This is a genomic window from Massilia solisilvae (assembly GCF_024753215.1).
In the GTDB taxonomy this organism is placed as follows: domain Bacteria; phylum Pseudomonadota; class Gammaproteobacteria; order Burkholderiales; family Burkholderiaceae_D; genus Telluria; species Telluria solisilvae.
In genome coordinates, this window is record NZ_JANUGV010000002.1 from 819518 (window position 1) to 846456 (window position 26939).

The window sequence follows — 26939 nt, forward strand, 5'->3', positions numbered from 1 at the left end:
CTAGGTCTCCTTCTCTACCATGAGGGCCGCGAGCGAGCTGCGCACGACCTGGAACTCCTGCTCCATGTCCGTCAGGATGCCGTCGGCGCCCTCGGTGGTGTCGGCGCGGCCCAGGTATTCCAGGTCCTTGCACAGCTGCGCCAGCTTTTGCGCGCCGACGTTGGCGCTGGCCGATTTGAGGCTGTGCGCGACCTTGCGCACGCTGGCCGGGTCGTGCACGTCGATTGCGCGGCGCAGCGTGCGCAGGTGCTGCGGCGCGTCGTCCACGTAGGCGGCGATCACCTTTTGCACCAGCGCGTCGCCGCCGTCCTTGGACAGCGCGCGGATGTTGTCGAGCGCGGCGCGGTTGATCACGTCGCGGTGGATCACCTCGACCGACTCCGGCGGCAGGGTGGGCGGCTCGTCGTCGTGGTGGCGGGTGGCCACCAGCGGCAGCGCGATCCAGCGCCCGATCACGGCGGCCAGCTGCTGCTGGGTGAACGGCTTGGACAGGTAGTCGTCCATGCCGGCCGCCAGGCACGCCTCGCGGTCGCCCTGCAGCGCGTTGGCGGTGATCGCGATGACCGGCAGCACATGGCCGCGCCCGGACTCGCGCTCGTCGCGCCGGATCGCGCTGGTGGCGGCAAAGCCGTCCATCACCGGCATCTGGCAGTCCATCAGCACGGCGTCGTAGTCGCCGCGGCGCACCATGGCCAGCGCTTCCTCGCCGTTGCGCGCGTATTCGGCCGACAGGCCCAGGCTTTCGAGCATCGCCATCGCCACTTCGACGTTGACCGGATTGTCCTCGGCCAGCAGCACGCGCCGCACGCGGGTGCGCGCAATGGGACGCGGCAGGTCGGGCGGGGGCACGAACTGCGGCGCCGGGGCGGGGGCGCCGCGTGGCCGCGTGGCCAGGCACGCAAACAGGTCGGCCGCGCGCGCCGGCTTGATGAGCTGGTAGGCCACGCCGGCCTCGCGCCGCTGCACCGGGTCGGCCGCCAGCCGCTCGGGACTGATGACGAGCAGGCGCGTGGCGCGCGTGGCCGGGTTGGCCTTGATGGTGGCGGCGAGCATCAGGCCGCTGCCGTGCGTGAGCTCCATGTCGATGATGGCCGCGTCGTAGGGCCTGCCATCGGCGGCGGCTGCGGCCAGGCGCGACAGCGCTTCGTCGGCCGAGGCCGCGCCGTCGCTGGCGACCTGCCAGGCGGCCAGGTGATCCTGCAGCCCCACGCGGCTGCTGTGCTGTTCGTCGACGATCAAGACGCGGATTCCTTCGATAGTGTGCTGGTGGTCGCCAGGCGCGTCGGGGTCGACGCGGCGCTTATCGAAAGGTACCGTGAACCAGAACACCGAACCTTGAGTTCGGGCATTCTCGACGCCGATCGCGCCCCCCATCAACTCAACCAGTTGTTTTGAGATCGCCAGCCCCAGCCCGGTGCCGCCGTACTTGCGGGTGGTCGAGTCGTCGGCCTGCGAGAACGCTTCGAAGATGCGGCTCCTGGCATCGCGCGAGATGCCGATGCCGGTGTCGTGCACCTCGAAGCGCAGCGTGACGGCCTGGTTGTCTTCGCTGGCCACGCGCACGCGCGCGAGGATGCGGCCGTGCTCGGTGAACTTGATCGCATTGCCCAGCAGGTTGGCCATCACCTGGCGCAGCCGGTTCGGGTCGCCGCAGATCGCAACAGGGATGTCGTTGGCGATGTCGAAGTCCAGCGCCAGGTTCTTGGCCTGCGACTGCGGGGTGTACACGGTGTGGATGTCCTCGAGCAGGTCCCACAGGTTGAAGTTGATGTACTCGATCGTGAGCTTGCCGGCCTCGATCTTGGAAAAATCCAGGATGTCGTTGATGATCACCAGCAGGTGCTCGCCCGAGCGCTTGACCAGCTTGGTGTAGTTGCGCTGGCTTTCCGAGAGCTCGGTCGACAGCAGCATTTCGGTCATGCCGAGCACGCCGTTCATCGGGGTGCGGATCTCGTGGCTCATGGTGGCCAGGAACGCGCTCTTGGCGCGGCTTGCCGCCTCGGCGGCGTTCTTGGCCTTTTCCAGCTGCTCGGTGCGCACGCTGACCTGGCGCTCGAGCTCCTCGCGGTGGTGGGCCAGCGCCGCGCCGCGGCTTTCGATCTGGGCCAGCATGTCGTTGAAGCTGTCGATCAGCGTGCCCAGCTCGTCGCTGCGCTGGTGCGCGATGCGCAGCGTGTAGTTCTGGCTGGCCGAGACTTTTTGCGCGGCCGCGATCAGCTTGGCCACCGGGTCGGCGATGCTGCGCTTGAAGCGGGTGGCCAGCACCAGCGACACCGCCAGCGAGCCGCCCATGGCGGCGGCGAACACGCCCAGGCTCTTGACGATGTCGAGCCACATCGTGGTCAGGTCGGCCTCGATCATCACCACGCCGACCTGCACGTCCTTGTTCATCACCGGGCGGTACAGGCGCATGCGCGGCGACCAGAAATGGCTGGCGCCATCGTTGGCATCGTCCAGCGCGGCGCCGTCGATGCCCGGCAGCGACGCATCGATCGCGGCGTCGCCCTGGTGGCCGGGCGCCCAGTAGCGCGCGAACAGCTTGCCCTTGGCGTCGTACAGTACCGCGCCGGCGATTTCTTCCTTGGCCTTCAGCGCGGCCAGCGTGTTCTGGGCCAGGTTGCGGTCGTTGAAGAGCAGGGCGTCCACGCTGTTGGTGCCCACCACGCCGGCGAATGAAGAGAGCTGCATGCCCTCATCCTCGCGGTGGTTCAGCATCGAGGTGACGGCGAAGGCGACGAACACGAACAGCAGCGCGGTCCCGGTGGACAGCAGCGAGATGAGCGTCAGTTTGTGGTTGATACTCGATCGTTCAAAGTTCAGCATGGCCTGGGCGCCCCCGCGATCCCTGCACCTGTGGCTGGCCGCGACAGCGGTGACACGGCCTCCTTGCGCGAATGCAAATTCCCGCAGGAAAAAATATACGATTTACTTTTGGGAATGGTTTTGCGATTTCGCAAAACTGGGGAGCATGGGCGCACCGGCAGTGCGGTGGCGGGAGGGAATATCTCTTTCGGGTAGCCCGAAAGAAGTAGGGTGGGCAGGTCTTCCTGCCCACGCGTCCAGGCAGTGCAGGCACCACTCGAACGCGTGGGCGGAAGACCCGCCCACCCTACAAAGCAAGATCAGCAGCAGCTGGGCCGCTTGCCGGACCCGTAGCGGGCCTCCTGGCGCTCGCGGAAGAACTCCTCGTAGCTCATCACTGGCTCGCCCGGATGGGTTTTCTCCATGTGGGCGAGGTAGGTGTCGTATTCCGGCAGGCCAACCATCAGGCGCATGCTTTGCCCAAGGTAGCGGCCTGCCTGCGCGATCTTGCCTAGCATCACTGCACCTGTGCGGTTGCGGGCGCCGTCACGAACGGCGTTTCCTTGGCGGTCGGCTTGCCGGCGGCGCGCGCCTGCAAGATGGTGCGCACGCCGTACACCAGCACCGCCACCACCACGAACATGAACAGGCCGCACAGCGCCGCGTCCACGTAGTCGTTGAACACGACACGCTGCATCTGGGCCAACGACTTGGCCGGTGCCAGCACCTTGCCTTCGTCGATCGCAGCCTGGAACTTGGCGGCGTGCGCCATGAAGCCGACCTTGACGTTGGCGTCGAAAATCTTCTGCCAGCCGGCGGTCAGGGTGCAGATCAGCAGCCAGATGGTCGGCAGGATCGTGACCCAGGCGTAGGCGCCGCGCTTCATCTTGAACAGCACAGCGGTCGCCAGCACCAGCGCAATGCCCGCCAGCATCTGGTTGGCGATGCCGAACAGCGGCCACAGGGTGTTGATGCCGCCCAGCGGATCGACCACACCCTGGTACAGGAAGTAACCCCAGGCCGCCACGCACAGTGCGGTGGCGATCAGGTTGGCCGGCAGCGAGTCGGTGCGTTTCATGGCCGGGATGAAGGCGCCCATCAGGTCCTGCAGCATGAAGCGGCCGGCGCGGGTGCCCGCGTCCACGGCGGTCAGGATGAACAGGGCCTCGAACAGGATCGCGAAGTGGTACCAGAACGCCATCATTGCCTTGCCGCCGACCACGTTGGCCAGGATGTTGGCCATGCCGACCGCCAGGGTCGGGGCGCCGCCGGCGCGCGAAATGATGCTGTTTTCGCCGACGTCCTTGGCCACCTGGGCCAGGGTCTCGGGCGTGACCACGAAGCCCCAGCCGGACACGGCCGCGGCAGCGCTTTGCACCGTGGTGCCGATCGCGGCGGCCGGGCTGTTCATGGCAAAGTAGATGCCCGGGTCGATGGTCGAGGCGGCCACCAGTGCCATGATCGCGACAAACGACTCCATCAGCATGCCGCCGTAGCCGATGAAGCGGGCGTGCTCTTCATTCTCGATCATCTTCGGCGTGGTGCCCGACGAGATCAGTGCGTGGAAGCCCGACACCGCGCCGCAGGCGATGGTGATGAACAGGAACGGGAACAGGTTGCCCGCCCACACCGGGCCGCTGCCGTCGATGAACTTGGTCAGGGCCGGCATGTGCATCATCGGCGCGACCAGCACGATGCCGATCGCAAGTCCGACGATGGTGCCGACCTTGAGGAAGGTGGACAGGTAGTCGCGCGGAGCCAGCAGCAGCCACACCGGAATCACCGAGGCGACGAAGCCGTAGCCGATCAGCATCCAGGTGATCTGGGTGCCGGTGAAGGTGAACATCGGCGCCAGGGTGGCCGACTCGTGCACGTACTGGCCGCCCAGGATCGAGCCCATCAGCAGCACGAAGCCGATCAGCGACACTTCGCCGATGCGGCCCACGCGGATGAAGCGCGAGTAGATGCCCATGAACAGCGCGATCGGGATCGTCGCCATCACGGTGAAGGTGCCCCACGGCGAACCGGTGAGCGCCTTGACCACGATCAGCGCGAGCACGGCCAGGATGATCACCATGATCATGAAGGTGCCGATGAGCGCGATCACGCCCGGCACCTCGCCCATTTCCGACTTGATCAGGTCACCCAGCGAGCGGCCGTCGCGGCGCATCGACAGGAACAGCACCATGAAGTCCTGCACCGCGCCGGCAAACACCACGCCGGCCAGGATCCACATCATGCCCGGCAGGTAGCCCATCTGGGCGGCCAGCACCGGGCCGACCAGCGGGCCGGCGCCGGCGATGGCGGCGAAGTGGTGGCCAAACAACACGTAGCGGTTGGTCGGCACATAGTCCAGGCCGTCGTTGAACTTGTAGGCGGGGGTTTGGCGCGTCGGGTCCAGGCCCGCGACTTTTTTGGCAATGTACAGGCTGTAGAAGCGATAGGCGATCAGGTACACGCAGACGGCGGCCGCAACCACCCACACGGCGTTGATCGATTCACCGCGCTTGAGCGCGACGTAAGCGAGTGACAATGCACCCACGAGCGAAAGCGCAGCCCATCCGAGCTGGCTTGTCAGGCGTTTCATGAGGGACTCCTCCAAGGGTTTATAGCTTTTTCTGCCTTAGACCGAGGCATGGCGCCTACAATTACGGGCAGTCTGATGGTGAGTATCTTGCATCGATTTTTCGTCATCAAGCGCATGATTACGCAGGAGTCTGCGTAGGACTACGTAGGCGGCCGGTCCGGAACGGACGTAAAATTGCCCGATGCAATTGTCCTTACACCCGCTGCCATGAAGCTCAGGCAGAAAGTCATCTTCCTCGCCATTGCGCCGCTGATCGTGGCGCTGTGCGCGATCGCGCTGTTCGTGCGCCAGCAGGCCATCACGCTGGCCCAGCAGCAGCGCGCGACCATCCAGCAAGCCTACCTGGCCAGCAAGCAGGCCGAGCTGCAGCACTACGTCGAGCTGGCCGAGCACTCGATCGCCCACCTGGTCGATTCCGGCAAGACCGACGCCGCCACGCAGGCCGAGGCGATGCGCATCCTGTCCAAGCTCAGCTTTGGCGACGACGGCTATTTCTTCGTGTACGACATGCGCGGCAACAGCCTGATGCACCCGCGCCAGCCCGAGCTGGTGGGGCGCAACCTGTGGGAGCTGCGCGACGCGCAAGGCACCCCGACCATCCAGCGCCTGATCGCGCGCGCCAGGGCGGGCGGCGGCCTGGAACGCTACAACTGGGCCAAGCCCTCCAGCGGGCAGCAGGCGCCCAAGCTCGGCTACGTGATCCCGATCCCGGCCTGGGGCTGGATGATGGGCACCGGCATCTACCTGGACGACGTGGATGCCGCGCTGGCCAAGGTGGATGCCCAGCAGTCGGCCAATATCGCCGCCACCATGTGGTGGATTGCGGGACTGGCAATCCTGTCGGCGGCGGTGGTGGCCATTTGCGGGCTGGCGCTCAACATCAGCGAGTTGCGCGTGGCCGACGCCAAACTCAAGGCGCTGGCGCAGCGCGTGGTGGAATCGCAGGAGCACGAGCGCGCGCGCCTGTCGCGCGACCTGCACGACGGGATCAGCCAGTGGCTGGTGTCGATCAAGCTGCAGATCGAGGCAGGCATCGTGCGCCTGACCGGCACCGGCGCGGCCGAGCAGGCCGCGCGCGAGCGCTTCGAGCGCACCGCCGAGGAACTGAACAACGTGCTGGGGGAAGTGCGCCGCATCTCGCACGACCTGCGCCCGGCGCTGCTGGACGACCTGGGGCTCGCTGCGGCGCTGGAGCACCTGGCGCAGGAGTTCTCCGAGCACAGCGGCACGCCGGTGGCGTTCACCACCAGCGGCGCGACCGAAGAACTGCCGGGCGTGGTTGGCACGGTGCTGTTCCGCATCGCGCAGGAGGCACTGACCAACATCGAGCGCCATGCCGGCGCGAGCCACGTGGAGATGTCGCTGCGGCGCGACGGCCGGCGCCTGACGCTGTCGGTACGCGACGACGGCAGCGGCTTCGACCCCGAGGGCGTGGCGGTGCATCCGCAGCGCGGCATTGGGCTGCGCAACATGATGGAGCGGATGGATGCCATCGGCGGTGAGCTGGACATTGAATCATCGATGCAGGGCACGCGCGTGCGCGCCAGCGTCGAACTGACGGAGTAGGACATGACACCCATCCGGATCCTGCTGGTGGACGACCATCCGCTCGTGCGCGACGGCCTGCGTGCGCGGCTCGAAGCGGTGCCGCATTTCGCCGTGGTGGCCGAGGCCGGCAGCGCGGCCGAAGCGCTGGAGCGCGCCGGCGGCGCGGACCTGGTGCTGATGGACGTGAACATGCGCGGCGGCAGCGGGATCGAGGCCACCGCGCAGCTGACCCGTCGCTATCCGGGCATTGCGGTGCTGATCCTGTCGATGCACGACAAGCTCGAATACGTGACCCAGGCCATGCAGGCCGGCGCGCGCGGCTACGTGCTCAAGGATGCGCCCGGCAAGGACATCGTGCTCGCCATCGAGTCCGTGATGGCGGGCGGCATTTACTACAGCCCGGTGCTGGCGCGCCAGCTGGCGCGGCCGGCGCAGCAGGACAACCAGCTCACGCTGCGCGAGCAGCAGGTGCTGCAGCACATCGCCACCGGACAGTCGAACAAGCAGATCGCGCGCGACCTGGCGCTGTCGGTGCGCACGGTCGAGACCCACCGCCTGAACATCAAGCGCAAGCTCGGCATCGAAGGCCAGGCCGAGCTGATCAAATTCGCGGTGCAGCATGCGCAATTCGGGCCGGACAGTTAGGGAACAGTCAGGATCGTCCGGTACAATGCATGCATACGCACAATATTCTGTTGCGCTAAAGTTGCCCGTCAACTAATATCACTTAACGATCCACTAAGAACTTCCCGATGGTTGCATTGAATGCCGCCCGGTTCCCGTTGGTAGAGCTTGATTTCGTTGCCAACGCGCAGAACGAGTGGGTTGCATTGATCGTGCGGCCGCAGCCTGCGTCCAATGACGAGTCGCTGCTGGCCCTGTTCGGCGCCCCGGACCTGCTGGCGGCCATCGCGCCGCTCGACTGCATCGTTCCGCTCGATTCGACAGCGGTGCTGACTTTTTCACTTTGCGAATTCCTGCCGCCGGACCGCGTCATGTTCACGCTGCCGGCGCGCGTGCTGGCCAACGCCGATGAAGCCGCACGCGCCGCCAGCCTTGCCGATGCCGGCTACCGCTTGCTGGTGGACGGCGTTGCCGCCGGCGGAAAAATGCCAACGCGGCCGCGTGGCGTGGCGCACGACAGCACCGATGGCGTGCCCGCGCCGGTCGCCGCGCTGTTTGGCCCGCACCTGGCCTACAACGTGCACAGTGTCGAGCGTTTTGCCGAGTGCGAGAGCGCGGGCTTTGACTGGTTCAGTGGCGACTATCCGCTGCTTGCGCGCCAGCCCGAGGACGGCCACGACGGCACCTCGCGCCGCCGCCTGCTCGCCTTGCTCGCGCTGCTGTCGCGCGATGCGGACACGCGCGAGATCGAGCACATGCTCAAGCAGGACCCGGCGCTGTCGTTCCACCTGCTCAAACTGGTCAACTCCGCGGCCTTCAAGATCAGCACCGAGATCACCAGCTTCGCGCAGGCCATCACCGTGCTGGGCCGGCGCCAGCTGCAGCGCTGGCTGCAACTGCTGCTGTACGCGCGCCAGCGCGCCGACGGCCCGCCCAACCTGCTGCTGCCGTTGGCCGCGCTGCGTGGCGCCCAGCTCGAGGAACTGTGCCGCCTTGGCGGTGGCGAGCGCGACGAACAGGACCTGGCCTTCATGTGCGGCGCGTTCTCGCTGCTGGACCGATTGTTCGATACGCCGATGGGCGACATCGTCGGCAGCCTGCGCCTGCCGCAGCACGTGCTGGACGGCCTGCTGCGGCGCGAAGGCCCGCTGGGCGAGCGCCTGCGCCTTGTCGAGGGCAAGCCGGACCAGGCCCAGCTCGCGCAAGCAGGGATCGGCGTCGACACCTGGTGGCGCAGCCAGCTGCATGCCTGGCACTGGGCGATACAGGTGATGCGCCATGTCTGACGGAGCGAACGACCGCATCGACTTCGCCGGCGCCAACGCGGCCGTTTGCGACGCCGTGCTGCGCCTGCGTGGCGACGCGCTGACCGAGGAGCTCTCGCGCGTCGCGCGTGTGCTGCTGGGGCGCCGCCACGCCGTGTTCGTGCAACGGGGCGAAGACGCGCCGCAGCTGCTGGGGCCTGCCGAGGGCGTGCTGCGCCAGCCGGTGCAGGCCGACGCCGCCAACTTCGGCTACTACGAGATCGGCGGCGGCGCGTTCACCGAAACGGACCGCCGGGATCTGGCGGGCCTGGCCAAGCTCACCGCCACGCTGCTGCAGGTGCAGTCGATGGCGCAGCGCGCGACGCGCGCCTACGCGCAGGTGGAGGGCCAGCTTGCGCACCAGTCGCAGATCCTCGACCAGCTCCAGGAATCGGTGCTGACCACCGACCTGCTGGGCTACATCACCAGCTGGAACAAGGGCGCCGAGCGCATGTTCGGCTACACCGCGCTGGAAGCGATCGGCACCCACATCCTGTTCCTGTACGCGGACGAGGAGGGCACCGAGCCCGACACCTTCGCCGAACATGGCGGCCGGTTCATGGAAGTGCGGCGCAAGAAAAAATCGGGCGAAGTGTTCTGGGCCAGCCTGTCGCTGTCGCCGCTGTGCGACCTGGAGGACAAGCCGATCGGCCTGATCGCCTACCTCTCGGACATCACCGAGCGCAAGCTGGCCGAAGAACGCCTGAACCACCTGGCCTACTACGACGAGCTGACCGGGCTGCCCAACCGCACCCTGTTCGCGCGGCTGGTGGACCAGGCGCTGATGGTCGCCCAGCGCAACGTGGGCACCGGCTGCATTCTGTTGATTGACCTGAACCGATTCAAGCTGATCAACGGCACGCTGGGTCGCGGGGTCGGCGACGAGCTGCTGCGCCAGGTGGCACGGCGCTTCCGCGACGCGCTGCGCGAGGAAGACGTGGTGGCGCACCTGTCCGGCGACGAATTCGCGGTGGGCCTGTTCGACATCCGCCAGCACTTCGAGGCCACGACGGTCGCGCAGAAGCTGCAGGCCGCGCTGGCCGAGCCGTTCGTCATCGAAGGGCAGAAACTGCAGGTTGGGGCGAGCGTGGGCATCAGCGTGTACCCGACCGATGGCGAGGACGCCGAGACGCTGCTGCGCATGGCCGACATCGCCATGGAGCGGGCCAAGCAGGACAACGAGAGCCCGGACCGCAACGTGGCGTTCTACTGCAACGACATGAATCAGGGGATGCAAGAGCGCATGCGCATCGAATCGGGCCTGCGCCACGCGCTGGGCCACGGCGAGCTGACGCTGTACTACCAGCCCAAGTTCGAGATCGGCAGCGGCCAGGTGGTGGGCGCGGAGGCGCTGGTGCGCTGGGTGCATCCGGAACGCGGCGTGGTGCCGCCGGCCGAATTCATTCCGCTGGCCGAAGCGACGGGCCTGATCGTGCAGGTTGGCGAGTGGGTGCTGGAACAGGCGTGCGCGCAGGCGGCGGTGTGGAACCGCGCCGGCCTGCCGCCGCTGCGGCTGGCGGTGAACGTGTCGGCGCGCGAGTTCACGCCATCGCTGCCGGGCAGGGTGGCCGACACGCTCAAGCGCTACCGGCTCGACCCGTCGTGGCTGGAGCTGGAGATCACCGAGAGCACGCTGATGCACGACATCGAGCGCGTGATCGGCATCATGGACCGCATCAACCAGCTGGGCGTGGCGCTGTCGCTGGACGACTTCGGCACGGGCTATTCGAGCCTGTCGTACCTGAAGCGCTTCCCGATCAACACGCTCAAGATCGACCGCTCGTTCACGACCGGCATACCGGCCGACGCGAGCGACTGCGCCATCGCCGGCACCATCATCAGCATCGGCCGCCAGCTGCGCCACCGGGTGATCGCGGAAGGTGTGGAGACGCTGGAGCAGCTGGAGTTCCTGCGCGAGTCCGGCTGCGACGAGGTGCAGGGCTACCTGTACGCCAAGCCGCTGCCGGCCTATGAGTTCGAGCAGAGCCTGCGCGAGAACTGGTTGCTGACGGCCTAGGGATTTTCGCTCGCTTCGCTCAGCCGACGCTGCCGGGTGGGCGATGGTTTATGTATAATGCCGGTTCCCCAAGGAAGCGTGGCCGAGTGGTTGAAGGCAGCAGTCTTGAAAACTGCCGACGGGGGAACCCGTTCGTGAGTTCGAATCTCACCGCTTCCGCCAGTCCATTTCCAATAGGCCCTCATGCCAGCTGGCTTTCTCCAGCCATTTCCGATGATCGCCGCGCTCCGGGTGCGAATCCGCTAGGAACGGGCTCTACAAAAGTTTCCTCCCTGTCGTGTTGCCGGACCTGATCCCAGCAACTCCGATGGTAAAAAGTTCATTTATCGTCGTCGTAGGTCTTCTTCAATTCAAGCTTAACGAGTCTTTTGAAAATAACTTTCATCTCGTGTTTAAGTGCTCTTTCCGCTGGTTCAAACTTAAACTTGTCAAATGATGCGCGCATAGCATAACGGCTTTGAAACTCTCGGTGAAATTTTGGTCGTTAGAACTTTCAGTCGAAATAGTGCACCAGCGTCATATTTTGATTTAATATTCCCATCTTTATCTGGAATAAGAAAACTCTTTGCTTCACCAAGGTCGCTTACAATATTGTGTATCTCGTGCGCCGTGTCGTTTCGATAGCATAGAAGCCTATGTAATTCGTGTTTTTCATCTTTCGTTAAAACGCCATCGTTTACTAGTCGCTTAAGATGATGTTTGATTTTCAAGCCTTCATTAGATATGCCGTGTATGATATTAGTTGCTTCTAAGCTTTGAATGATAAACCTTCGTAAATCTTCTGCATAAAACAAAAACACCATTGTTTCGTATGACCGATATTTAAGTATATCGCGTTCAAGTTTCCCTAATAATTTTACCTTATATTTTTTCTTCACCGGCGTGCTTTCTTTATCTAGAGGACTTGCCCACAGTTTTCTTGCCTATGTTCCTTACATTGGCCGGATTCGAAAACTATGGATAAGTCCTTGTTTTCCTAGATTGGTTTCCAGGACTGGATACCCTAGCTAATTCTTGATATATATCGAAAACCTTAGGTAAAACATTATTGTGCAATCTAATGAAAAACTTTTTGATATCGATTTTGCGCGTTTTGTTGGTATCTAAGTCGAGAAGTTCTAATTTCAAAACTTTTCCGTCGTTCAATATGCGACTAAGAAATTTGTGCTTGCTGTTGTTTGAGATTTTATGCAAGCTTACAAAGTCCTTGTCGTTCATTAAATATCTAAAAAGCTGAGCCAGCCTTTTAAAACTTGGGTATGTATAAACCAAAGAGTTATAAAATGAGGTATCCCATCCACAATTGGTCGCGCCGAGTTTGACTTCTTTCAAGATGCCGTTTGCAAGCTTCTCATGTTTAAGAGGGCGTAGCGCAAGAAAAATAACATATGGGAAAGCGTCAATCATCGCATGCGCGTTCGATATAAATGCTACGGCAGAAGCTTCAAACTGCGCACGAAAATTCCCACTTTGGTCAATGGTCGCCAATCGCAAATATTCGGCCTGTGATTTTTCTAAAAACTCGTAGTAGTAGATTTCCGAGTAGCTGAGCCTTTTAGAAAGTGATTGAAACGCTAGATTTAAACGTTCTCTATCGATATCGTTATTTAGAGCACTTAACACGTCTGGTAGTCGAATAGTGTCAGCCATATGAGAATGCAAGCGAAGACGAGAGCTCTATGTTACCCTTTGTAGCAGTGCCGGGGGCAGATCCAGCAAAGTGGAGAGACGGGGTCAGATCCGGCAAGAGAGACGGGGTCAGATCCGGCAAGGTGACAAAATTGAACTTCGGAGCAGGCAGGCAGCCGGGGGGCAGATCCGGCAAAGTGCCAAAATCGAACTGCTGCGCGGCAGAGAAGCAATGCAGAGACCAGCGCAGCCTGCAGCGATAGAGCGGTAGCCGGGGGCAGATCCGCTAGGAAGGGGCGCAAAGAAATGGTTCGCGCCTGTCGTGTTGCCGGACCTGACCCCTGCAACGCACTGGTACTATCGCCAAGCTAGGCGGCGCTTCTGAAAGCCGCGAGCGAGTAAATCAGGCAACACAACGGTCGGTGAAGGTGCGCCTTACCGGCCAAAGCGTTCACATAACGTCACGAACATTTCCCATGACCGCGCCAACTTAGATCGCCGGACTGCGACCGCGCTAACGTGACTAACCCGTGGGCTTTGGAAGACGCGCAAACAAACCGCGCCGTCAGTTCGCCTTGCTTGTTCCACTGAGGATGATCGAATGTGGATACAACACTGTCGATCCCGTCTACCTTGGCAATTGTTCCGGCGTAGCCTTTCCACACGACCTTCCCGTCGGCCTTGTAGACGGCCCAATTCTCACCATCCACGCCGTCTTCTTGTTCGATCGCCAAGAACTCCTTTTCGTCGGGCGAGAACAGGACAGTGTGCCCAGCATGCACTAAGCGCCCGGTCTCATCGAACAAGAGATCCCCGGAATATGAGCTTTCATCCGTCTTTTCGATTAGATGAGCCTTGGCTTGAGCGTTGTACCCGCAGTAGCGCCAGTGTAAGCCGCCCATGTCGCCGTCATCATATGGCGGTTTATCGACAAATCGCTTTCGTCCCTTGTTCGTCGTGACCTCCAACACATGCGTTTCCACACGACGTGCGCCCTTGGGCGCTTGTCGGAGCACGGCCCGTTCAACCTTTGCAGTTTCGCACGAAAGTGCGGGCTTAGATTCCTTGGACAGAACAGCGGTACTGACCAGGGCAAGCGATGCGCAAGCGAGCGCGCGTCTAAGGACGGTAGATGACATAGTCCGGGGTCTCCTGGCGATACTCGTTACCGGGCCAGAATCCGTTTTTCTGCACAAAATCGGATATCCAGTTTTTCCCGTCAAAGCCTTGGATGTGACCGCTCTTGTGATGCGTTGTTGCCTGTATCACCGCCACGTCACCTTTCATTGGCTTGAATGTTGCCAGATCGTCGACCTTCACCGTGTGAAACCCGGCACGCAACATTGAAGGTCCCCAATCCTTGGCGTGAACGGGCCATGTTGCTGGCCTGTAGCCCCCTGTCGCGAGTGCTAGTCTCACGAAGGAAGCACACCGTCCTTTGCCGAAGCCTTTGTTGTCCGCGTGTTTGCGCAAATGCTCCGTGAATTTGTCTACATCGACGGCTGGCATGGCCGCACCTAAGCGATGACCTTGTTTGCCGAAAGGTCCCAGCCGCCCATGGTGCTGCCACCAACGCCGCCACTGATTTTCTGCTGGGTGTACTTCCATGTCACCTTGGCGAATTTTAATTGCAAGTGCTCTTGCATTCCGCCCGTCGGTTTTAAGCCAGGCTTCACTGAGCCGATCAGTACATGTTCCAGCACCATGTCGAAATACTTGACCCGCTCGCCGTTGCCGTCGGCGCGGAAGAACTCGAATTTTGCCTTCGGGATGGTCTTGCCCATCGCGCAGTGTTGGAGCAAGAGCGGGGTGGATAGGTCGGTGAGCTTAGCCACCACGACCTCATCGAATTCGGCCCGCGCCGACGTATGGCCGCCGCTGGTCGAAACGACGGGACTGCTCGGTTGCTCCACGCCGAAGTCCACGTCCAGGCATTCGATCCAGTCCTTGTGCTTGTCGTCCATCGACTCGCCTTTGATTCCCTCGATTTGCAGATATGCGTCCACGGCCATGATGATTCTTCTCCTGTTTGGTTGGACTACTTCGGGGCGGGCCGGCCTGACGGTTGCGGACCACGCAGCGGCTGGGCAGTGCCATCGGAATAGAAATGAACGGACCATTGTTGCCCGTTGTGCTACGAGCCGAGTTGGCAGCGGTCAATTGCGCAGACGACGGACATCAACCGAAGACGGAGCGCGCCAACCTAGCCGAGGTCAACCGTGGTAGAGGAAAAGCGTGTCCCTGCCTCTTTCAGCGCATTTCAAGCGGTACGCGGATCGCGACGAGGCCCCCAGCACGTGAGGCCGACGGCTACGCCAAGAAGCCCGCATACCGCCCGCTGACCAAATTCGAGAACCGCGGCTTCAAGCTGGGTCACGGCGTCTGGGACCTGATGTTTGTGAAGAAGTAGCCCACCTGGGCGCTGTTCCTGCGCGGCTGCCGCGAGCAGTCCCGCACGGCGATCACGCTGGCGGCAAGCTGGAAACAGAATTCGGCCTGGTCGATTCCTATCTGAAGGTGATGCAGTTCCGCCTGGGACAACGGTTGCGCTTCTCGCTGTTGCTGGAGCGCGCCCTCGAAGCGGGGCCGGGGGCAGATCCGGCAATGTGCCAAAATCGAACTACTGCGCATCCAGAAATATAATCACAGATCTGCGCAACCTGCGGTGGTAGCAAGAGACGGGCGCACATCGGGCAAAGGCCAAAATCGAACTGCTGTGCAGGCAGAGATACAATGCAGAGACTAGCGCAGCCTGCATCGATAGAGCGGTAGCCAGGGGCGGATTCGGCAGGAAGGGGCGCAAAAAGTTTGGTTCACGTCTGTCGTGTTGCCGGATCTGACCCCAGCAACGTATCGGCCAGCGCGCACCAGTTTCCTAGCGGAAATTTTGATGCCATTCATGGCATTTGAACTTCCCTTAGCTTCGAAGAGAAAGAATAATGCCCCTACAAGCTTGCCACGAATGCGGCGCTCAAATTAGCAGTGAAGCAAAAACCTGCCCGCATTGCGGGGTGATCCCAAAAAACAGTGCAAACAAGGCATCTGCGGTAGTTGGAGGCATCGTGGCCGTCGCTGCTATCTGGTTCTACTTTGGCGGTGGACTAGAGCGGCAAGCAGCCCGAGACATGGCGAAAATTGAGATGCAAGTTGCTAACGACGCCGTCAAACAATACGAGATCGCAAAGACATCTGGCTCTGCAATGGATAAGTGTGTTCAGGCTGGTTTCGTCGCCGCCGCATATCTGCAGGCCAAAGACGACGCCAACTACAAGGTTTGGAAGCAGACCGAAAGCGACGAATGCGGCGCAGCCGGTGTCCCTAGATAACGCTTTTGCTCAGAGGACGATTCAGCTATCGCGCTAAGCGGTTCTGTCTCCGGATAATGGCCGGGCAAGCTCTACAGCAAATGATCGAGCGACAGAAGGACGCAAGTGCCCAGGCACGACTCCTTGAGCACTTGCATCAACTAGCGCTGGCGGCTTAGCCGAGTGCGGGGTAGTCCGTATAGCCCACCGGCCCCGGCGTGTAGAACGTCTTCGGGTTCGGCACATTGAGCGGCGCATTTTTCTTCAAACGCAGCACCAGGTCCGGATTGGCGATAAACAGGCGCCCGAAAGCAACCGCATCTGCATGGCCCGATTCCACTGCCTGGATTGCCATCGCCCGGTCATAGCCGTTGTTGGCGATATAGGCGCCCTTGAACGTCTTGCGCGCCCAGGCGAAATCGAAGCCCGGCACGTCGCGCGCGCCGCCGGTGGCGCCTTCGACGAAATGGATGAAGGCGATGCCGCGCTTGTTGAGCTCTTCAACCAAGTAACCGAAAACGGCTTGCGGATTGCTGTCCGAAATGTCGTTCGATGGCGTTACCGGCGACAGGCGAATGCCGACGCGGCCGGCGCCAATTTCGGCGATGCACGCGTCCACCACTTCCAGCGCAAAGCGCGCACGATTTTGGACCGAGCCGCCGTACTCGTCGGTTCGCTTGTTCGTGCCGTCACGCAGGAACTGGTCGATCAGGTAGCCGTTGGCGCCGTGGATCTCCACGCCATCGAAGCCGGCGCGGATCGCATTGGCGGCGCCGCGGCGATATTCCGCCACCACCTGCTTGATGTCCTCCAGCGACAGCGCGCGCGGTTCGGGCGCGTCCACCTTGCCGTTGTGGGTGTACGCGGTCACGTTCGGCTTCACCGCCGACGGCGCCACGGGCTGCACGCCACCGGTCAGGTCCGGGTGCGACACGCGACCGACGTGCCAGATCTGCGCAAGGATCTTCGATCCCGCTTCGTGCACGGCGCGGGTGATCGGCTTCCAGCCTTCCACCTGTGCGTCCGAATAGATGCCCGGCGTGGCCATGTAGCCCTTGCCGACCGGGGACACTTGGGTGCCCTCGCTGATGATCAGGCCGGCGTTGCTGCGCTGGCGGTAGTATTCGATGTTCATTTCGCTGCCGGGAACGTCGCCGGCGGCTTCGTCGGCACGGCTGCGGGTCAGCGGCGCCATCACCACGCGGTTGGCAATCTCGATGTCGCCAATGCGGGTGGGCTGGAACAGTTTGCTCAGTGCTGCGTCTGCTGGGTTTGCGGCATTCGTCATTGTTTCTCTTCCTTGTTCTGTAATCGGGCAGCGGCCCAGGACCGTGGCCCGGGCGCAAGATTGGAATTATGGACATTCCACCCAGAATAAAAGAGGCAGGCCCGGGGATATAATTTATTCTTTGCAGGAATAAATGGGCCAATAATGGACAGGCTGCGGTGGATGGAAACCTTTGCCCGGATCGTGGAGACCGGCAGCTTCTCGGCGGTTGCGCGCGAGATGATGACGACGCAGCCCGCGGTCAGCAAGCAATTGCAGGCGCTGGAAAAGCACCTGGGCACCAAGCTGTTGGTGCGCTCCACCCGCAGCCACTCGCTAACCGAAGCCGGGCGGCTCTATTACGAGCGCTGCCGGCAGGTGCTGGATACGTTGGAGGAGGCGCGGCTGGAAGTGCACCGCGCCGAACACGAGATATCGGGATTGCTGCGGGTGGCCGCGCCTGCCGCGTTCGGCCGGCTGCATATCGTGCCGCGGCTGGCTGCATTCTACGAACGTTACCCGAAGATCAAGGTCGAGCTGCAGCTGGACGACAGCTTCGTCGATCTGGTGGGCGCCGGCATCGATGTCGCGTTCAGGGTGGGGGAGCTCAAGGACAGCCGCTTGATCGCGCGGCGCATCGGCACGGCCCATCGCGCCACGCTCGCCTCACCGGCCTATCTTGCCCGCTACGGCGAGCCGCGCCATCCGTCCGAGCTGGCGCATCACCAGTGCCTCGTCTATACCGGGCTGGCCAACATCAACGAATGGATTTACAAGGATGAGGGCAATGCCGACATTGTGGTACGCATCGGCGGCAACTTCCGCTCGAATAGTTCGGAGGCGATTCGTCAGGCCGTGCGCGAGGGCCTGGGCATCAGCTATTCGACGCAGTGGATCTATGGCGACGATATTCGCCACGGCCGCATCAAGCCCATCCTGACCCAGTACCGGCCGCCGTCGCTGCCCCTGAACGTGGTCTTCCAGCCCGCGCGGCGGCCCTCGCTCAAGGTGAACCACTTCGTGTCCTTCTTTGCAGATGCGTTTCGCCAGGACCCCGACATTGGCGAGATGCTGACCGAGACCGCGTCAAAGTCCATCACCAAGGACTAGTTTCGCGCCTGGTTCCTTGATCTCTGTTCATTTTCAGACAGCTCGACTTTAAACATGTAGATTGAATGCATGTTTAATGGTAGAGTCGTTTTCGTTGACTTCTGCAACCTCACACACTTCCTTTTTTGGAGAAGCATATGAAACGGCTGGACGGGAAAACCGCTGTAGTAACGGGCGCAAGCAGCGGTATCGGGCGCGCGATTGTTGAACGATTCGTGGCCGAAGGCGCGAAGGTGTTCGCGTTTGCGCGCAATGCCGAGGCGCTGAAATCCCTGGAAGCGGCATACCCCGGCCAGGTCGTTGCGATCACCGGCGACGTGACCCGGCAGGCCGACTTGCGTCAACTGGTCGAATCGGTCCTGAAGCACACCGACGCCATCGATATCCTGGTCCCGAACGCCGGTATTGCCCGCGTCGTGGGATTCGACGATAGCACCGCCGAGGCATTCTCCGAACAGTTCTCGGTCAACCTGTTCGGCGCCGCCGAAACAGCGCGCCTGTTCGTGCCGCATATTCGCAAGGGTGGATCGATCCAGTTCATCACTACCTTCCTGACGCAGGTCGGTTTTCCTGGCCTTGCCATTTACAGCGCCAGCAAAGCGGCGCTCAAGTCCTTGTCGCAGACGCTGGCGGCGGAATTGGCGCCGCGTGGCATCCGCGTGAACGCGATTGCGCCGGGCCCGATCGCGACGCCGTTGTGGGGCACGGTCGGCTTGCCGGCAGATGTGCTCGGCACTGTGGCGGCGCAGATCAATGCGCGGCTGATGCAAGGGAAGTTCGGCGAGCCTGGCGATATTGCTGCAACTTCCGTGTTCCTGGCTTCGGATGAGGCAAAGAACATTTATGGCCAGGAGATTGTTGTCGACGGAGGGTACACCGTCGGCTAAGACGGTCAGGGCAGGCAGGCTAGGGCGGCGGCGCCTGCCGTCCGGGATCATGCGGCGCAGGCGCGGTTTGCGCGCCGGCGTTGCCCAGGTCGCTGATCGACACCATGCCCACCAGCTCCATCTCGCGGCTCACGACCGGAAGGCGGTGGGCCTGGCGTTCCCCCATCAGTTGCAAGACCTCGCCTTGCGGCTCGTCCTCGAACACCCACGGCACGTCAGTGCTCATCACGTCGGCCACGCGCGCGGTGGTCGGCGCCAGCCCTTGGGCTACCGCGCGCACGACGATATCGCGGTCCGTGATCATGCCCATCAGCCGGCTGCCATGGCACACGGGCAGCGCAACAAGATCCAGGTCGCGCAACAGCTCGGCGGCCCGTTGCAGGCTCGCGTCCGGCGGGATCACGGCAACGTCGCGGGTCATGACTTCCGAAATCGGTCGCATCGTCGTCTCCTTTGGGCCACTCCTTTTGAATCGGCGCGGACGCCAAAGTTTCGGTGAAATTGCGAAGCCTCCTGCTTTCGGTGCGACAATAGCCTTGTTCCGCAATCAAGCAGGGTGAACTCATGAAAGTGCTTCCCAGCTGGGTCCTGGTCGCGCTGGGCTCGGCGTTCTTTGCCGCGCTCACGGCGCTGTTCGGCAAACTTGGCGTGGCCGGCATCAATTCGAACATGGCCACGTTCATCCGCACCATCGTCATCATGGTCGTCACTGCCGGCATTTTGTCGATGCGCTCGGAGTGGCAGAAGCCGGAAAGCATTTCGGCGTACAGCTGGCTGTTCCTGGTCCTGTCCGGCATTGCGACCGGGCTGTCGTGGCTGTGCTACTACCGTGCCTTGCAGCTCGGGCCAGTGAGCAAGGTGGCGCCGGTGGACAAGCTCAGCGTCGCCATCGCGATCGTGCTGGGTATCGTGTTCGCGGGCGAGCAGCTGACCTGGCAGGTCGCGCTGGGCGGTGCGCTGATCGTGGCCGGCTCGGTCGTCATCATCTTGTTCTAGGAGGTTTTCATGCCAGCACCACACCGCGAACGGCATCGTCTCGGGTCCATCGGCTGGCTGCGCGCCGCCGTGCTGGGTGCCAATGACGGCATCGTCTCCACCTCGAGCCTGGTGCTCGGGGTGGCTGCCGCCCATGCCAGCCACGGCAGCATCGTCACGGCCACGCTGGCCGGGCTGGTGGCGGGCGCCATGTCGATGGCGACCGGCGAGTACGTGTCGGTGCAGTCGCAGGCCGATACGGAGAAAGCCGCGCTGGATACCGAGCGCATGGAGCTGCGCCAGAAACCGGAGGCGGAGCACCGCGAGCTGGCGGACATCTACGTGCAGCGCGGGCTGGCCCCGGCGCTGGCCAAGCAGGTCGCCACCGAACTGATGGGGCACGACGCGCTCGATGCGCATGCGCGCGACGAGCTGGGGATTTCCAAGACGCTGGCGGCGCGGCCGCTGGAGGCCGCGTTCGCGTCCGCGCTCAGCTTCGCGGCCGGCGCGTTCATGCCGCTGCTGGTGGTGCTGCTCACCCCGCACGAGCAGCTGATACCGGTGATGGTTGTGGCCTCACTGGTGTTCCTGGCGGTGCTTGGCGGGGTCGCCGCGCGGGCAGGCGGGGCGCCCGTCGGCCCGGGTGTGGCGAGGGTGACGTTCTGGAGCGCCTTGTCGATGGCGGCGGCGGCGCTGGTCGGCATCATGTTCGGCGCGCCCGCTTGAGTCGGCGCCCAGCGCTGGTACAGGCCGCGTTACGTGCCGAGTCACGCACGTAGCGCGGGCAGCGCTTATTTCCTGGTGTCGATCTGGTAGTCGGCAGCGTGACCGTCAGCACGGCCAGCACCTTGAACGCCGTGCATGCCCATGCCGTGCGCCTGTTTCACCAGCGCCTTGAAGTCGTCCAGCGAGCCGAATTCCGGGTTGACGGCGGTGTGGTAGCGGGAACAGGGCGGTGCAGATGGCAAACCTCAATACGCGCAGCGAACGGGCGCGGTGTCTCATCTTTTCTTGTCCTTGATTTATTCGAGGCATTGTTTTTCGTGCAGATTGCAAGGGAGGAGCGTGCTTTCCGGGACACGTTTTTGTTGCGTTTGTGTCGTCAGAGAATGCCGACAAAAAAACGAGAACATTTGAGGGATGGTTTGTGGGATTTTGGACAGATGAATCCGCTGGCAAAGAGGATAAGGTAGAGGCGTAAAGAGGCCACGCCATGAAACCGTCAATTCTAGTGTTCGCTGCTCTTGGAGGATACGCGGCGTTTGCGTGCGCGCAGACCCAGGACGGGGTTGCGTTTTACACGCGTGACCCGGCTGGCGCTGCAGCACGTCCTCCGGCCGTGCCGCTGCCGGGCGTGCTGCCGGGGGCGCCGTACATGGGTGGTTCGATGCTGCCGCCGTCCGGGCGCGAGTACAGCCTCGACTACCTCGCGCTGGCCGACGTGGGCGAGCCGTCTGGCGGAGACGCGGCCGGCCACGCCGCCAGCGTCATCGCCAACGGCAACCGGCGCGCCGACGGCACCATGCAGTTCCACAGCCCGCCCGTCAAGGGGTTTTCCGCCGGCGCATCGTACTCCAGCGACACGAGTTACCGCGACCCCGGCAACCGGGCCTGGGGCATGTCGCTGGCTTATCAGCTTGGCCCGCTCACGCTGCGCGCGGCGCACCAGAACCGGCACGTGGCCAAGGTGCGGCTGTACGACCTGGCCGGCAACAACATGGAAGCGAAGAACTCGCTGATTGCGGCCAACATGCGCTTTGGCTGGGGCACGGCCTACGCCGGCTTCAGCGCCAACAACGGCTGGGGGAGCACGCCGCTGTTCAACCCCGACAATCCCTATGGCGCGTCGATGGCCACCACGCCGTCCACCGACAGCCGCGACGTGCTGTTCGGCGTGGCAGTGCCGGTCGGGCGTGCCACCACGCTGCTCGCTTCCTTCGTCCACAAGAACGACCGCGACCCGGCCAACCGCGACGCCAACCAGTTCGCGCTGGGGGCGTCGTATGCGGTCGACCGTCATACCGATTTCTACGCGGCCTGGTCGCACACACAGAACCTCAGCGCCGCTGGCCAGCCGCGCACCAGCTACGATGCGCCCGGCCGCACCAGCTCGGCCCTGAGCTTTGGCATGCGGCACGCCTTCTGAGGCTACGCTGCGCCGCGTCAATTGAAAATTCGGTAGCCTGTGGCGATGGCATCCACCATCCGCAACGCCCCGGCGCGGCGCATTGCGCGCACCTGCGTGCGCGTGTCTCCGTCGTCGCCACGGCTTGCTTCACAGGGAGAGACATCATGACTGGCAGCAGCACGCTTGACCCGGACAACTTTCCGGAACGCCCGGACCGCAGCCTTGGCCGCGGCAAGGGAATCGATTCGCTCGGCCCGAGCGACATTTCCGATACCGGCAGCGACGTTGTCGGCGGCCACGGCTTTGCCGACAATCTGGATGACGACCAGGTGATCAACCTGGACGAGGGCACTACCTCGGACATGGAGAGCAGCCATGCGGGCGAAACCGCGGGCCCGGATATTGGCGACGCCAATTTTTCGTCCGACAGCGACTACGGCGGCACGGGCGAGCGCGCCAGTGCCGGCCGCGACACCGTTGCCGAGGCCGGCTCCGACATTTCGACCGACCACGTGGAGGTGATCCCCGACACGCCGCTCAGTGACGAGGACACCGAATTCCTATCGAGCCGCCCGCCGGGACAGCACACTCCACGCAAATAGCGCGCCGGCGCCGAGCAGGGCGGTCTTCAGCGGGCCGGAGTGGCGTGCGAGCGCGGTGTAAGGCGAGTGCTCGTGCACGCTGCGCGGCATGCCCTGGCGCTCGCGCAGCTCGGTGGCCGGATCGGGCGCGTAGAGGGCGTCGCGCCGCCCCGGCGCCGCAGGCGCATCCGTCTGCTGCTGGCGGAAGACGAAGGCTTGCATGAAGCGGTCGAGCGCGCGCGGCATCGTGAAATCGCCGACCGACGCGAACTTGGCGTGCCCGCCGACGAACACGTCGCGCACGGGATGCCGGGCCGCGTGCAGGATCGACTCGGCCACCAGCTCGGGTGCGTACACCGGCGGGGGCAGGGTCGGTTCCTTGTCCATGTAATTTTTGGCGTGCACGGTGAACATGGTGTCGATGGCCGACGGCCGGATCAGCGTCACCGAGATCGGCGCGCCTTCCTTCTCCAGCTCCATGCGCAGCGCGTCGGTATAGCCCTTGACCGCGTGCTTGGAGGCCGAGTACACGCCCTGCAACGGCACGGCCCGGGTCGACACTTCGCTGCCCAGGTTGATGAGGGCGCCGCCGCCGCGCGTCTTCATGCGCTTGACCGCTTCCAGCGAGCCGTACACGACGCCCCAGAAATTGGTCTGCATCACGCGCTGCTGGTCTTCGATCGGTACTTCCTCGATCCTGCCGTAGATGGAAACGCCGGCGTTATTGACCCAGGTGTCAATGCGGCCGAAACGCTCCATCGCGGCCTGGCCGATGCGCTCCACATCGTCCTGCTTGCCGACGTCGGCTGCAACGGTGGCCACTTGCGAGCCTTGCCGGCGCAGTTCGCTGGCCAACTGGTCGAGCGCGTCGGCGCTGCGTGCGGCCAGCACCAGCCGCGCCCCCTGGCTTGCCGCCATGCGCGCGGTCGTCAGGCCAATGCCGCTGGTGGCGCCGGTGATCACCATCACCTGTTCGTTGATCTTGCGAAGATTGACTGCCATGGCTTCCTCCTCGATGGGTATCTGGGAAGGACCGGCCCGGCCGCGGTTGGTTCGCGGCCGGGCCGGCCTGTGCTGCTTCATGAACAGTCATGATCGTGGCCAGTGCCACGATTTCAAGTCACTTTTTTCCCGGCTGGTAGATCTGGTCGAACAGGCCGCCGTCGGCAAAGTGCAGCTTCTGCGCACTGGCCCAGCCACCGGCGACCTCGTCCACGGTAAAGAGCTTCACGACCGGAAACTGGCCGGCATACTTGCGGGCAAAGCGTTCAACGGCGGGGCGGTAGTAGTGCTTGGCAATGATCTGCTGGCCCTCGTCGCTGTACAGGTAGGCGAGGTAGGCCTCGGCCGCCTTGCGCGTGCCGCGCTTGTCGACCACCTTGTCCACCAGCGCCACCGGCGGCTCGGCCAGGATGCTGACGGACGGCGCCACGATTTCGAACTTGTCCTGGCCCAGTTCCTTTTGCGCGAGCAGGGCTTCGTTTTCCCAAGCAAGCAACACGTCGCCGATGCCGCGTTCGACAAAGGTGGTGGTGGCGCCGCGCGCGCCGGAGTCGAGCACCGGCACGTTGCGGTAGAGCTTTGCCAGGTATTCCTTTGCGCTCGCTTCGGTTGCGCCGGGCTGGCGCAGCGCGTAACCCCAGGCGGCCAGGTGGTTCCAGCGCGCGCCGCCGGAAGTTTTGGGGTTCGGCGTAATCACTTGCACGCCCGGTTTGACCAGGTCACCCCAATCGCGAATATGCTTGGGGTTGCCTTTGCGGACGAGGAACACGATCGTCGACGTGTAAGGCGCGCTGTGGCCGTCAAACCGCTGCTGCCAGCCGTGCGCGATAAGGCCGCGTTCGCTGATAGCATCGATGTCGTAGGCGAGCGCAAGCGTGACGACGTCGGCCTGCAGGCCGTCGATCACCGCGCGCGCTTGCTTGCCCGAGCCGCCATGCGACTGCCGCACCGTGACGTTGTCGCCGGTTTTGGCCTTCCACTGGCGGGCGAAGGCCGCGTTGAATTCCTGGTACAGCTCGCGCGTCGGGTCGTACGACACGTTCAGCAGCGTGATGTCGGCCGCGAAGGCCGGTGAACCTGCCAGCAGCGCAAGCGCGGCCAGCGAATGAAGTGCTTTTCGGATAAACATGGTGCTCTTTCGGTAACGGGATGACTGCAGAGTACTGCCGCCCCGTTCGGAAGAACACGAATGAATTCCGATATGGATATGCGCTTTTTACTGCGCCTTGGACAAGATGAGCAGCCAGCGGCCGAACAGCAGGATCTCGACATGGCCAGGTTCCACGCCGGTGTCGCACTCGATGAGCGGGTTGACCGGGTAGAAGCGCTTGCGGAAGTCGCGCGTGACCAGAAGCTCGCGCCGGCCCAGGCGCAGCAGGAACGGGGTCGGTGCGTATTGCATGCCGAAAGAGCTGTTGAGGGTGGTCATGTCGGTTTCCTTTTTTCAAGTAGTGTTGATCAGGTGAGGAAAGAATAACACAACTACTGTATAAATCCACAGGTACTGTACAAAAAGACAGTTCGGATAAAATGTTGTGGTTTTTTCGCCAACAGCCCCAACGTCCACCGCATGCGCGCACGAACCTTCCCACTCCAGCGATTCCTCCAGGCCCGGCTGTCACCGGATGGCGCCCTCGGCCTGCACCTGACAGTAGGGCTGTTGCTGATGCTCGCGGCAGCTTGGGTGTTTTCCGACATTGCGGACGCCGTCATGGAGGGCGGCACGGTTACCGTGCTGGACCGTACGCTCGCACACTGGTTCCATGTCAATGCGACTGTCGGCTTCACGCGGTTCATGCTCGCGATCACCTGGATGCACAGCGCGTGGGGGATCATTGCGATGCTTGCCGTGTTCACCGGCTGGCTGTACCGCAAGCGGGCCTACGACTGGATGCTGACCGCGCTGCTGGCGGTAACCGGAGGCATGCTGCTGAACGTTGGGCTCAAGCACATCTTCCAGCGCGCACGGCCGCACTTCGACGATCCGCTGCTCACGCTCTCGACCTACAGCTTTCCCAGCGGGCACACGGCCAGCGCCACCGTGTTGTACGGCATGCTAGCCTGCTATCTCATCACCCGCACCCACCAGCGCTGGCATGTCCCGCTGATCGTCGCCGCGGCAACGCTGGCGGTGGCGCTGGTCGCGCTGTCGCGCATGTACCTGGGCGTGCATTACCTGTCCGATGTGCTCGCCGCTGTGGCGGAGGGCTGCGCGTGGCTGGCGATCTGCGTGAGCGGCGGCTCGAGCTTGCGGCGGCACCGGGCGGGCCGGGAGAGCGCATGAGGAAGGCCGCCGTCATCGTCAATGGCAGCGCCGGCAGCGGCCATGACCAGGACACGGCGCGCACCCTGCGCGAGCAGTTTGGCGCGGCCGGCATCGAGGCGGGAGTCACGCTGGCAGACGGCGGCGCCGCCATCATCGATGCCGCGCGCAAGGCAGCCCGAAGCGATGCCGAGCTCGTCGTCGGTGGTGGAGGCGACGGGACGATCAACGCGGTGGCCTCGGTGCTGGTCGGCACTGGCCGGCCATTCGGCGTGCTGCCGCTGGGAACGCTCAACCATTTCGCCAAGGATCTTGGCATGCCGCTCGCGCTGGACCAGGCGGTGCGCGCGCTGGCCACCGGCCGGCCCAGGCAGGTGGACGTGGGCGAAGTCAACGGGCGCATCTTCCTGAACAATTCCAGTCTCGGCCTGTACCCGGACATCGTGCATGACCGCGAGAAGCAGCAACGGCGCCTGGGCCGCGGCAAATGGCTGGCTGCGGCGTGGGCGAGCCTGGCCGCACTGCGGCGCTATCCTTTCCTGTCCGTGCGGCTGGTCGTCGAAGGCCAGCGCCTCGCGCGCCGCACGCCCTTTGTCTTTATCGGCAATAACCAGTACACGATGCAGGGCTTTTCCATCGGCGCGCGCGCACGCCTGGATCAGGGCGTGCTGAGCCTGTACGTGGCGCAGCGCCCCGGCCGGCTTGGGTTGCTGCGCTTCGCGCTGCGCGCGCTGATGGGCAGGCTTGCGCAGGAACGCGACTTCGACGTGCTGCTCGCCGCCGAGATGGAGGTGACCACGCTGCGGCCGCGTATCCGCGTGGCGACCGACGGCGAAGTGACCATCATGGACAGCCCCTTGCGCTACCGGGTGCGGCCCGGCGCGCTGACCGTCATCGTGCCCGAATGAGG

At 63.4% G+C, this 26939-nt stretch carries 27 protein-coding genes, 1 tRNA gene and 1 pseudogene; 15 read left to right on the forward strand and 14 right to left on the reverse strand.

What is annotated here, in order from left to right; genetic code table 11:
• The 3 genes from NX773_RS11850 to NX773_RS11860 form a co-directional block, all read right to left on the reverse strand.
• Positions 1-2823, reverse strand: a complete 2823-nt coding sequence (locus NX773_RS11850; protein ID WP_258856521.1) for a hybrid sensor histidine kinase/response regulator — start codon at positions 2821-2823, stop codon at positions 1-3.
• A 299-nt stretch (positions 2824-3122) separates the two neighbouring features.
• Complete coding sequence (locus tag NX773_RS11855; RefSeq protein ID WP_258822106.1) at positions 3123-3320, reverse strand: YbdD/YjiX family protein; 198 nt, start codon at positions 3318-3320, stop codon at positions 3123-3125.
• Positions 3320-5389: a carbon starvation CstA family protein gene (locus NX773_RS11860; RefSeq protein ID WP_258856523.1), complete on the reverse strand. Its 2070-nt coding sequence runs from the start codon at positions 5387-5389 to the stop codon at positions 3320-3322. Before NX773_RS11860 ends, NX773_RS11855 begins: the two co-directional genes overlap by 1 nt.
• A gap of 207 nt (positions 5390-5596) precedes the next feature.
• Between NX773_RS11860 and NX773_RS11865 the strand changes: the two genes are divergently transcribed.
• From NX773_RS11865 to NX773_RS11885, 5 genes are all read left to right on the forward strand, one after another.
• Positions 5597-6955 carry a cache domain-containing protein gene (locus NX773_RS11865; protein ID WP_258856524.1) on the forward strand — a complete coding sequence of 453 codons (1359 nt, stop codon included), beginning with the start codon at positions 5597-5599 and terminating at the stop codon, positions 6953-6955.
• A gap of 3 nt (positions 6956-6958) precedes the next feature.
• Positions 6959-7582: a response regulator gene (locus tag NX773_RS11870; RefSeq protein ID WP_258856525.1), complete on the forward strand. Its 624-nt coding sequence runs from the start codon at positions 6959-6961 to the stop codon at positions 7580-7582.
• A gap of 107 nt (positions 7583-7689) precedes the next feature.
• The gene (locus NX773_RS11875; RefSeq protein ID WP_258856526.1) at positions 7690-8847 is read left to right on the forward strand and encodes an HDOD domain-containing protein; all 1158 of its coding nucleotides are present in this window, start codon (positions 7690-7692) and stop codon (positions 8845-8847) included.
• The gene (locus NX773_RS11880; protein ID WP_258856527.1) at positions 8840-10882 is read left to right on the forward strand and encodes a putative bifunctional diguanylate cyclase/phosphodiesterase; all 2043 of its coding nucleotides are present in this window, start codon (positions 8840-8842) and stop codon (positions 10880-10882) included. Before NX773_RS11875 ends, NX773_RS11880 begins: the two co-directional genes overlap by 8 nt.
• A 72-nt stretch (positions 10883-10954) precedes the next feature.
• A tRNA-Ser gene (locus NX773_RS11885) sits at positions 10955-11044 on the forward strand.
• A 266-nt stretch (positions 11045-11310) separates the two neighbouring features.
• Here the strand turns inward: NX773_RS11885 and NX773_RS11890 are convergent.
• The 5 genes from NX773_RS11890 to NX773_RS11910 all read right to left on the reverse strand — a co-directional run bounded on the left by NX773_RS11890 (position 11311) and on the right by NX773_RS11910 (position 14523).
• The gene (locus tag NX773_RS11890; RefSeq protein WP_258856528.1) at positions 11311-11760 is read right to left on the reverse strand and encodes a hypothetical protein; all 450 of its coding nucleotides are present in this window, start codon (positions 11758-11760) and stop codon (positions 11311-11313) included.
• Between the two features lie 76 nt (positions 11761-11836).
• Positions 11837-12532, reverse strand: coding sequence for a hypothetical protein (locus tag NX773_RS11895; RefSeq protein ID WP_258856529.1), 696 nt, complete (start codon positions 12530-12532; stop codon positions 11837-11839).
• A 440-nt stretch (positions 12533-12972) separates the two neighbouring features.
• On the reverse strand, positions 12973-13650 hold the full coding sequence (locus NX773_RS11900; protein WP_258856530.1) for a hypothetical protein: 678 nt from the start codon (positions 13648-13650) through the stop codon (positions 12973-12975).
• Positions 13631-14020, reverse strand: a complete 390-nt coding sequence (locus NX773_RS11905; RefSeq protein WP_258856531.1) for a CHAP domain-containing protein — start codon at positions 14018-14020, stop codon at positions 13631-13633. The genes NX773_RS11900 and NX773_RS11905 overlap by 20 nt, the downstream gene beginning before the upstream one ends.
• A gap of 8 nt (positions 14021-14028) precedes the next feature.
• Positions 14029-14523: an Hcp family type VI secretion system effector gene (locus tag NX773_RS11910; protein WP_258856532.1), complete on the reverse strand. Its 495-nt coding sequence runs from the start codon at positions 14521-14523 to the stop codon at positions 14029-14031.
• 290 nt (positions 14524-14813) lie between these two features.
• On the opposite strand from NX773_RS11910, the pseudogene NX773_RS11915 reads away from it, so the two are divergent.
• A pseudogene (locus NX773_RS11915) lies at positions 14814-14921 on the forward strand (tRNA (guanosine(46)-N7)-methyltransferase TrmB); the annotation flags it as partial.
• A 529-nt stretch (positions 14922-15450) separates the two neighbouring features.
• The gene (locus NX773_RS11920) at positions 15451-15837 is read left to right on the forward strand and encodes a zinc ribbon domain-containing protein (protein WP_258856533.1); all 387 of its coding nucleotides are present in this window, start codon (positions 15451-15453) and stop codon (positions 15835-15837) included.
• A 154-nt stretch (positions 15838-15991) separates the two neighbouring features.
• Here the strand turns inward: NX773_RS11920 and NX773_RS11925 are convergent, their stop codons facing one another.
• Positions 15992-17104, reverse strand: a complete 1113-nt coding sequence (locus NX773_RS11925) for an alkene reductase (protein ID WP_258856534.1) — start codon at positions 17102-17104, stop codon at positions 15992-15994.
• Between the two features lie 162 nt (positions 17105-17266).
• Here NX773_RS11925 and NX773_RS11930 point away from each other — a divergent pair, with 162 nt between their 5' ends.
• Both NX773_RS11930 and NX773_RS11935 read left to right on the forward strand, forming a co-directional pair.
• Positions 17267-18193, forward strand: coding sequence for a LysR family transcriptional regulator (locus NX773_RS11930; RefSeq protein ID WP_258856535.1), 927 nt, complete (start codon positions 17267-17269; stop codon positions 18191-18193).
• A gap of 137 nt (positions 18194-18330) precedes the next feature.
• A complete protein-coding gene (locus NX773_RS11935; protein WP_258856536.1) occupies positions 18331-19080 on the forward strand; it encodes an SDR family NAD(P)-dependent oxidoreductase in 750 nt (249 codons plus the stop codon).
• Between the two features lie 19 nt (positions 19081-19099).
• Here NX773_RS11935 and NX773_RS11940 read toward each other — a convergent pair whose 3' ends face one another.
• On the reverse strand, positions 19100-19522 hold the full coding sequence (locus NX773_RS11940; RefSeq protein WP_258856537.1) for a CBS domain-containing protein: 423 nt from the start codon (positions 19520-19522) through the stop codon (positions 19100-19102).
• A gap of 122 nt (positions 19523-19644) precedes the next feature.
• On the opposite strand from NX773_RS11940, the gene NX773_RS11945 reads away from it, so the two are divergent.
• Together NX773_RS11945 and NX773_RS11950 are read left to right on the forward strand one after the other, a co-directional pair.
• Positions 19645-20076, forward strand: a complete 432-nt coding sequence (locus NX773_RS11945) for an EamA family transporter (protein ID WP_307728527.1) — start codon at positions 19645-19647, stop codon at positions 20074-20076.
• A gap of 9 nt (positions 20077-20085) precedes the next feature.
• Positions 20086-20781, forward strand: coding sequence for a VIT1/CCC1 transporter family protein (locus NX773_RS11950; RefSeq protein ID WP_258856538.1), 696 nt, complete (start codon positions 20086-20088; stop codon positions 20779-20781).
• 65 nt (positions 20782-20846) lie between these two features.
• On the opposite strand, the gene NX773_RS11955 is transcribed toward NX773_RS11950, so the two are convergent.
• Positions 20847-21023: a hypothetical protein gene (locus NX773_RS11955; protein ID WP_258856539.1), complete on the reverse strand. Its 177-nt coding sequence runs from the start codon at positions 21021-21023 to the stop codon at positions 20847-20849.
• Positions 21024-21268: 245 nt separating this feature from the next.
• Here NX773_RS11955 and NX773_RS11960 point away from each other — a divergent pair, with 245 nt between their 5' ends.
• Positions 21269-22201, forward strand: coding sequence for a porin (locus tag NX773_RS11960; RefSeq protein ID WP_258856540.1), 933 nt, complete (start codon positions 21269-21271; stop codon positions 22199-22201).
• 146 nt (positions 22202-22347) lie between these two features.
• The gene (locus NX773_RS11965; protein WP_258856541.1) at positions 22348-22785 is read left to right on the forward strand and encodes a hypothetical protein; all 438 of its coding nucleotides are present in this window, start codon (positions 22348-22350) and stop codon (positions 22783-22785) included.
• Here NX773_RS11965 and NX773_RS11970 read toward each other — a convergent pair.
• From NX773_RS11970 to NX773_RS11980, 3 genes are all read right to left on the reverse strand, one after another.
• Positions 22744-23766 (reverse strand): SDR family oxidoreductase, encoded by a 1023-nt coding sequence (locus NX773_RS11970; RefSeq protein WP_258856542.1) that lies wholly within the window; start codon positions 23764-23766, stop codon positions 22744-22746. The genes NX773_RS11965 and NX773_RS11970 overlap by 42 nt on opposite strands.
• Before the next feature lie 118 nt (positions 23767-23884).
• Positions 23885-24895: a sulfate ABC transporter substrate-binding protein gene (locus tag NX773_RS11975; RefSeq protein WP_258822078.1), complete on the reverse strand. Its 1011-nt coding sequence runs from the start codon at positions 24893-24895 to the stop codon at positions 23885-23887.
• A gap of 87 nt (positions 24896-24982) precedes the next feature.
• Complete coding sequence (locus tag NX773_RS11980) at positions 24983-25195, reverse strand: hypothetical protein (protein WP_258822077.1); 213 nt, start codon at positions 25193-25195, stop codon at positions 24983-24985.
• A 237-nt stretch (positions 25196-25432) separates the two neighbouring features.
• On the opposite strand from NX773_RS11980, the gene NX773_RS11985 reads away from it, so the two are divergent.
• Positions 25433-26050 carry a phosphatase PAP2 family protein gene (locus NX773_RS11985; protein WP_258856543.1) on the forward strand — a complete coding sequence of 206 codons (618 nt, stop codon included), beginning with the start codon at positions 25433-25435 and terminating at the stop codon, positions 26048-26050.
• The gene (locus NX773_RS11990) at positions 26047-26937 is read left to right on the forward strand and encodes a diacylglycerol/lipid kinase family protein (protein WP_258856544.1); all 891 of its coding nucleotides are present in this window, start codon (positions 26047-26049) and stop codon (positions 26935-26937) included. Before NX773_RS11985 ends, NX773_RS11990 begins: the two co-directional genes overlap by 4 nt.
• The last annotated feature ends 2 nt before the right edge of the window (positions 26938-26939 follow it).

Coding starts and splice junctions, on each gene's coding strand:
- NX773_RS11970 (WP_258856542.1), bottom strand. CDS start 23,766: ATGGCAGTCAATCTTCGCAAGATCAACGAACAGGTGATGGTGATCACC.
- NX773_RS11945 (WP_307728527.1), top strand. CDS start 19,645: ATGAAAGTGCTTCCCAGCTGGGTCCTGGTCGCGCTGGGCTCGGCGTTC.
- NX773_RS11950 (WP_258856538.1), top strand. CDS start 20,086: ATGCCAGCACCACACCGCGAACGGCATCGTCTCGGGTCCATCGGCTGG.
- NX773_RS11925 (WP_258856534.1), bottom strand. CDS start 17,104: ATGACGAATGCCGCAAACCCAGCAGACGCAGCACTGAGCAAACTGTTC.
- NX773_RS11880 (WP_258856527.1), top strand. CDS start 8,840: ATGTCTGACGGAGCGAACGACCGCATCGACTTCGCCGGCGCCAACGCG.
- NX773_RS11865 (WP_258856524.1), top strand. CDS start 5,597: ATGAAGCTCAGGCAGAAAGTCATCTTCCTCGCCATTGCGCCGCTGATC.
- NX773_RS11875 (WP_258856526.1), top strand. CDS start 7,690: ATGGTTGCATTGAATGCCGCCCGGTTCCCGTTGGTAGAGCTTGATTTC.
- NX773_RS11900 (WP_258856530.1), bottom strand. CDS start 13,650: ATGTCATCTACCGTCCTTAGACGCGCGCTCGCTTGCGCATCGCTTGCC.
- NX773_RS11965 (WP_258856541.1), top strand. CDS start 22,348: ATGACTGGCAGCAGCACGCTTGACCCGGACAACTTTCCGGAACGCCCG.
- NX773_RS11870 (WP_258856525.1), top strand. CDS start 6,959: ATGACACCCATCCGGATCCTGCTGGTGGACGACCATCCGCTCGTGCGC.
- NX773_RS11895 (WP_258856529.1), bottom strand. CDS start 12,532: ATGGCTGACACTATTCGACTACCAGACGTGTTAAGTGCTCTAAATAAC.
- NX773_RS11980 (WP_258822077.1), bottom strand. CDS start 25,195: ATGACCACCCTCAACAGCTCTTTCGGCATGCAATACGCACCGACCCCG.
- NX773_RS11930 (WP_258856535.1), top strand. CDS start 17,267: ATGGAAACCTTTGCCCGGATCGTGGAGACCGGCAGCTTCTCGGCGGTT.
- NX773_RS11860 (WP_258856523.1), bottom strand. CDS start 5,389: ATGAAACGCCTGACAAGCCAGCTCGGATGGGCTGCGCTTTCGCTCGTG.
- NX773_RS11960 (WP_258856540.1), top strand. CDS start 21,269: ATGAAACCGTCAATTCTAGTGTTCGCTGCTCTTGGAGGATACGCGGCG.
- NX773_RS11905 (WP_258856531.1), bottom strand. CDS start 14,020: ATGCCAGCCGTCGATGTAGACAAATTCACGGAGCATTTGCGCAAACAC.
- NX773_RS11920 (WP_258856533.1), top strand. CDS start 15,451: ATGCCCCTACAAGCTTGCCACGAATGCGGCGCTCAAATTAGCAGTGAA.
- NX773_RS11855 (WP_258822106.1), bottom strand. CDS start 3,320: ATGCTAGGCAAGATCGCGCAGGCAGGCCGCTACCTTGGGCAAAGCATG.
- NX773_RS11990 (WP_258856544.1), top strand. CDS start 26,047: ATGAGGAAGGCCGCCGTCATCGTCAATGGCAGCGCCGGCAGCGGCCAT.
- NX773_RS11935 (WP_258856536.1), top strand. CDS start 18,331: ATGAAACGGCTGGACGGGAAAACCGCTGTAGTAACGGGCGCAAGCAGC.
- NX773_RS11940 (WP_258856537.1), bottom strand. CDS start 19,522: ATGCGACCGATTTCGGAAGTCATGACCCGCGACGTTGCCGTGATCCCG.
- NX773_RS11910 (WP_258856532.1), bottom strand. CDS start 14,523: ATGGCCGTGGACGCATATCTGCAAATCGAGGGAATCAAAGGCGAGTCG.
- NX773_RS11975 (WP_258822078.1), bottom strand. CDS start 24,895: ATGTTTATCCGAAAAGCACTTCATTCGCTGGCCGCGCTTGCGCTGCTG.
- NX773_RS11985 (WP_258856543.1), top strand. CDS start 25,433: ATGCTCGCGGCAGCTTGGGTGTTTTCCGACATTGCGGACGCCGTCATG.
- NX773_RS11850 (WP_258856521.1), bottom strand. CDS start 2,823: ATGCTGAACTTTGAACGATCGAGTATCAACCACAAACTGACGCTCATC.